The sequence below is a fragment of the Paenalcaligenes sp. DL 463 genome (genome assembly GCF_057475185.1).
Genome location: NZ_JBYBKX010000004.1, coordinates 1 through 5,903 on the forward strand (window position 1 = coordinate 1; position 5,903 = coordinate 5,903).

2 tRNA genes and 3 rRNA genes are annotated in these 5,903 nt (G+C 51.5%); all 5 read right to left on the reverse strand.

The features are described 5' to 3' along the window. Positions 1-51: 51 nt before the first annotated feature. Positions 52-165, reverse strand: a 5S ribosomal RNA gene (rrf, locus tag AC2UZI_RS12840). Positions 166-382: 217 nt separating this feature from the next. Next, positions 383-3,267, reverse strand: a 23S ribosomal RNA gene (locus tag AC2UZI_RS12845). A 412-nt stretch (positions 3,268-3,679) separates the two neighbouring features. Next, a tRNA-Ala gene (locus tag AC2UZI_RS12850) sits at positions 3,680-3,755 on the reverse strand. Between the two features lie 13 nt (positions 3,756-3,768). Further along, positions 3,769-3,845 (reverse strand) — tRNA-Ile (locus tag AC2UZI_RS12855). 93 nt (positions 3,846-3,938) lie between these two features. Next, positions 3,939-5,475: ribosomal RNA gene (locus AC2UZI_RS12860) — 16S ribosomal RNA — on the reverse strand. Together the 16S, 23S and 5S rRNA genes with 2 tRNA genes alongside form the textbook arrangement of a ribosomal RNA operon. Between the last annotated feature and the right edge of the window lie 428 nt (positions 5,476-5,903).

Sequence of the window (5,903 nt, forward strand, 5' to 3'; positions counted from 1 at the left end):
GGCATAAAAAAACCCCCACTTGATCACAAGCGGGGGTTTTTCGGTATAAGAGCCTGACGATGACCTACTTTCACACACGTCCGTGCACTATCATCGGCGCAAAGGCGTTTCACGGTCCTGTTCGGAATGGAAAAGGGGTGGTGCCACCTTGCTATGGTCGTCAAGCGTAAACGGGTTCGCTACACTCCGAATCTCAGTGCCACACCGAACTCACACCCTTCATAAGGGGGTTCAGCGCGCCACCATCGACTCAGAGCGAGCCAATCTGGGAAAAAAGCACACACAAAGGTGTATTCAAGAAGTATGCGGTGTAGATATTGGGCTGCATATTGCTGTTTTGTTTCTGAACGACACTTGAAAACCCACTAACCTAAAAGGTTATAGGATCAAGCCTCACGGGCAATTAGTACTGGTTAGCTACGTGCATTACTGCACTTCCACACCCAGCCTATCAACGTCCTGGTCTCGGACGACCCTTCAGGGGGGTCAAGCCCCCGGGATACCTAATCTTCAGACGAGTTTCCCGCTTAGATGCCTTCAGCGGTTATCTCTTCCGTACTTAGCTACTCGGCAATGCCATTGGCATGACAACCGATACACCAGCGGTACGTCCACTCCGGTCCTCTCGTACTAGGAGCAGGCTCCGTCAAGTATCCAACGCCCACGGCAGATAGGGACCAAACTGTCTCACGACGTTTTAAACCCAACTCACGTACCTCTTTAAATGGCGAACAGCCATACCCTTGGGACCGGCTACAGCCCCAGGATGAGATGAGTCGACATCGAGGTGCCAAACACCGCCGTCGATATGAACTCTTGGGCGGTATCAGCCTGTTATCCCCAGAGTACCTTTTATCCGTTGAGCGATGGCCCTTCCATACAGAACCACCGGATCACTATGTCCTACTTTCGTACCTGTTCGACTTGTCAGTCTCACAGTTAAGCACGCTTATGCCATTGCACTATCGACACGATTTCCGACCGTATCTAGCGTACCTTCGAACTCCTCCGTTACACTTTAGGAGGAGACCGCCCCAGTCAAACTGCCCACCATGCACGGTCCCCGATCCGGATAACGGACCTAGGTTAGAACCATAAACAGACCAGGGTGGTATTTCAAGGTTGGCTCCACGCAGACTAGCGTCCACGCTTCAATGCCTCCCACCTATCCTACACAGGCCGGTTCACGATCCAATGCAAAGCTACAGTAAAGGTTCATGGGGTCTTTCCGTCTAGCCGCGGGGAGATTGCATCATCACAACCACGTCAACTTCGCTGAGTCTCAGGAGGAGACAGTGTGGCCATCGTTACGCCATTCGTGCAGGTCGGAACTTACCCGACAAGGAATTTCGCTACCTTAGGACCGTTATAGTTACGGCCGCCGTTTACCGGGGCTTCGATCAAGAGCTTGCACCCCATCACTTAACCTTCCGGCACCGGGCAGGCGTCACACCCTATACGTCCACTTTCGTGTTTGCAGAGTGCTGTGTTTTTAATAAACAGTCGCAGCCACCATTTCACTGCGGCCCCTTCATGCTTGGTGCGCAGGCACCTCACACTACCAGGGCATACCTTCTCCCGAAGTTACGGTATTAATTTGCCGAGTTCCTTCTCCTGAGTTCTCTCAAGCGCCTTGGAATATTCATCCCGTCCACCTGTGTCGGTTTGCGGTACGGTCTTGTAAAGCTGAAGCTTAGAGGCTTTTCTTGGAACCACTTCCAATCAGTTTAGGGCCGTAGCCCTATCCAGTGACATCCTTGAATTACGCGCCCGGATTTGCCTAAGCGCCTTCTTCGATGCCCCAACGGAGATATCCAACACTCCGATGACCTTTCGCGATCCGTCCCCCCATCGCACTTTACAACGGTGCGGGAATATTAACCCGCTTCCCATCAGCTACGCATCTCTGCCTCGCCTTAGGGGCCGACTCACCCTGCGCCGATGAACGTTGCGCAGGAAACCTTGGACTTACGGCGAGGGGGCTTTTCACCCCCTTTATCGCTACTCATGTCAGCATTCTCACTTCTGATACCTCCAGCATTCCTTACAGAACACCTTCGCAGGCCTACAGAACGCTCTCCTACCACGTGCACTAAAAAGTACACATCCGCAGCTTCGGTAACTGGCTTAGCCCCGTTACATCTTCCGCGCAGGACGACTCGATCAGTGAGCTATTACGCTTTCTTTAAAGGATGGCTGCTTCTAAGCCAACCTCCTGACTGTCTATGCCTTCCCACTTCGTTTCCCACTTAGCCCGTTTTAGGGACCTTAGCTGGCGGTCTGGGTTGTTTCCCTCTTGAGTCCGGACGTTAGCACCCGGTGCTCTGACTCCCGCGCTGTACTTGTCGGTATTCGGAGTTTGCCATGGGTTGGTAAGTCGCTGTGACCCCCTAGCCATAACAGTGCTCTACCCCCGACAGTAATACGCGAGGCACTACCTAAATAGTTTTCGGAGAGAACCAGCTATCTCCAGGCTTGTTTAGCCTTTCACTCCAATCCACAGTTCATCCCCTAATTTTTCAACATTAGTGGGTTCGGTCCTCCAGCACGTGTTACCGTGCCTTCAACCTGACCATGGATAGATCGCCTGGTTTCGGGTCTACACCCAGCGACTAAATCGCCCTATTCGGACTCGCTTTCGCTACGCCTCCCCTATTCGGTTAAGCTTGCCACTGAATGTAAGTCGCTGACCCATTATACAAAAGGTACGCAGTCACACCCGAAGGTGCTCCTACTGTTTGTATGCATGCGGTTTCAGGATCTATTTCACTCCCCTTCCGGGGTTCTTTTCGCCTTTCCCTCACGGTACTGGTTCACTATCGGTCGATCACGAGTATTTAGCCTTGGAGGATGGTCCCCCCATATTCAGACAGGATTTCACGTGTCCCGCCCTACTTATCTAACGCCTAGTACCACCGATTTGATTTCGCTTACGGGACTATCACCCACTACGGTGAGCCTTTCCAGACTCTTCAACTATCAAATCGACTATCACGTTAAGGCTGCTCCGGTTTCGTTCGCCACTACTTCCGGAATCTCGGTTGATTTCTTTTCCTCAGGCTACTGAGATGGTTCAGTTCACCTGGTTAGCTTCGCTACGCCTATGTATTGAGCGTAGGATACGACATCGCTGTCGTGGGTTCCCCCATTCGGACATCTACGGATCAAAGCTTGTTTGTCAGCTCCCCGTAGCTTTTCGCAGACTACCACGTCCTTCATCGCCTGTGATCGCCAAGGCATCCACCACATGCACTTATTCGCTTGATCCTATAACGTTTTAGGCTATAGGATTTATGAGTTTTCGCGTTGTGCCGTTCATCACTCAAAGTGCTTGAACCATAAAAAAATACGGCTCAAAATTTATTGAGAACTATTTGAACAAAATTGTTGATTTTGCAATCACAACCCGCATATTCGTTAACTTCAATTAAGAAGTCGACATGAATACACTTCGTTGTGCTTTTTCCAGATTGTTAAAGAACACGTTATACCATTGAGCTAAAAGCTCAACGAACAACACCGTCACATCGGTAACGATACTGTTCGTTAAACTCAGCCACCTCGCTAAGTCCTAACGTAAATCCATGCACCAAACCCCCGCACTACCCAACCGCACCCACACACTTACCAAACCGCTTGCACCGCCCCGAGGGCTGCGCAAAACACGTTAAAAAATTCATGGTGGAGGATGACGGGATCGAACCGACGACCCCCTGCTTGCAAAGCAGGTGCTCTCCCAGCTGAGCTAATCCCCCGAAAGGTAAATCGTGGTGGGTCAAGTTGGAATCGAACCAACGACCCCCGCCTTATCAAGACGGTGCTCTAACCGACTGAGCTACTGACCCAATTGTGTTGCTAGGTGTTGATCGACCTTGGTCATGGACCTTAGTTAACAGCCAATAAGTGTGGACGCTTTCGCTTCGTGAGCCCTCGCTCTGAAAGGAGGTGATCCAGCCGCACCTTCCGATACGGCTACCTTGTTACGACTTCACCCCAGTCATGAATCCCACCGTGGTAAGCGCCCTCCTTGCGGTTAGGCTACCTACTTCTGGTGAAACCCACTTCCATGGTGTGACGGGCGGTGTGTACAAGACCCGGGAACGTATTCACCGCGGCATTCTGATCCGCGATTACTAGCGATTCCGACTTCACGCAGTCGAGTTGCAGACTGCGATCCGGACTACGATCGGGTTTCTGGGATTAGCTCCCCCTCGCGGGTTGGCGACCCTCTGTCCCGACCATTGTATGACGTGTGAAGCCCTACGCATAAGGGCCATGAGGACTTGACGTCATCCCCACCTTCCTCCGGTTTGTCACCGGCAGTCTCACTAGAGTGCTCTTGCGTAGCAACTAGTGACAAGGGTTGCGCTCGTTGCGGGACTTAACCCAACATCTCACGACACGAGCTGACGACAGCCATGCAGCACCTGTGTTCCGGTTCCCTTGCGGGCACTTCTCAATCTCTCGAGAATTCCAGACATGTCAAGCGTAGGTAAGGTTTTTCGCGTTGCATCGAATTAATCCACATCATCCACCGCTTGTGCGGGTCCCCGTCAATTCCTTTGAGTTTTAATCTTGCGACCGTACTCCCCAGGCGGTCAACTTCACGCGTTAGCTGCGCTACTAAAGCCTATTGGCCCCAACAGCTAGTTGACATCGTTTAGGGCGTGGACTACCAGGGTATCTAATCCTGTTTGCTCCCCACGCTTTCGTACCTGAGCGTCAGTATTATCCCAGGGGGCTGCCTTCGCCATCGGTATTCCTCCACATCTCTACGCATTTCACTGCTACACGTGGAATTCTACCCCCCTCTGACATACTCTAGCTAGGCAGTTAAAAATGCAGTTCCAAGGTTGAGCCCTGGGATTTCACATCCTTCTTTCCTAGCCGCCTGCGTACCCTTTACGCCCAGTAATTCCGATTAACGCTTGCACCCTACGTATTACCGCGGCTGCTGGCACGTAGTTAGCCGGTGCTTATTCTACAGGTACCGTCATTAACACCACTTATTAGGCAGTGCCGTTTCTTCCCTGTCAAAAGTACTTTACAACCCGAAGGCCTTCATCATACACGCGGGATGGCTGGATCAGGGTTTCCCCCATTGTCCAAAATTCCCCACTGCTGCCTCCCGTAGGAGTCTGGGCCGTGTCTCAGTCCCAGTGTGACTGGTCGTCCTCTCAAACCAGTTACGGATCGTCGCCTTGGTAGGCCTTTACCCCACCAACTAGCTAATCCGATATCGGCCGCTCCAATAGTGAGAGGTCTTGCGATCCCCCCCTTTCCCCCGTAGGGCGTATGCGGTATTAGCCACTCTTTCGAGTAGTTATCCCCCGCTACTGGGCACGTTCCGATACATTACTCACCCGTCCGCCACTCGCCACCAAGAGAGCAAGCTCTCTCGTGCTGCCGTTCGACTTGCATGTGTAAAGCATCCCGCTAGCGTTCAATCTGAGCCAGGATCAAACTCTTCAGTTTAATCTCTGTTTTTGCTTGCTTAATGCCGCAGTTAAAAACCACAGCACCAAGCGGAGTGTACTCAAAGAAATCTTCAGCGTTTGCACAAGGCAATACTAAAAACTTCTTTTTGTGAGCACTTGATTTTAACTTTGTGGCGAACCTTCGTGAGAAGGTCGGCTCACTCATTCCAAGCGCCCACACTTATCGGCTGTTAAATTGTTAAAGATCGCGTTGTCATCAATAAGTCATTATCGACTGACATACTGCTTACAGCGCTGCACCCAACGGTGCTGCTCTGCAACCAGAGAAACGAGATTATGAAGCATCTAACTTAGCTTGTCAAGCGGTGTTTTACGTCGTAAAACCCAATTGAGCCGCTACTGCTCAAACCTCTCGTAAACCAAAACCTGCTACCCCTGCACACCCACTAAACTGCCTGATGCGCT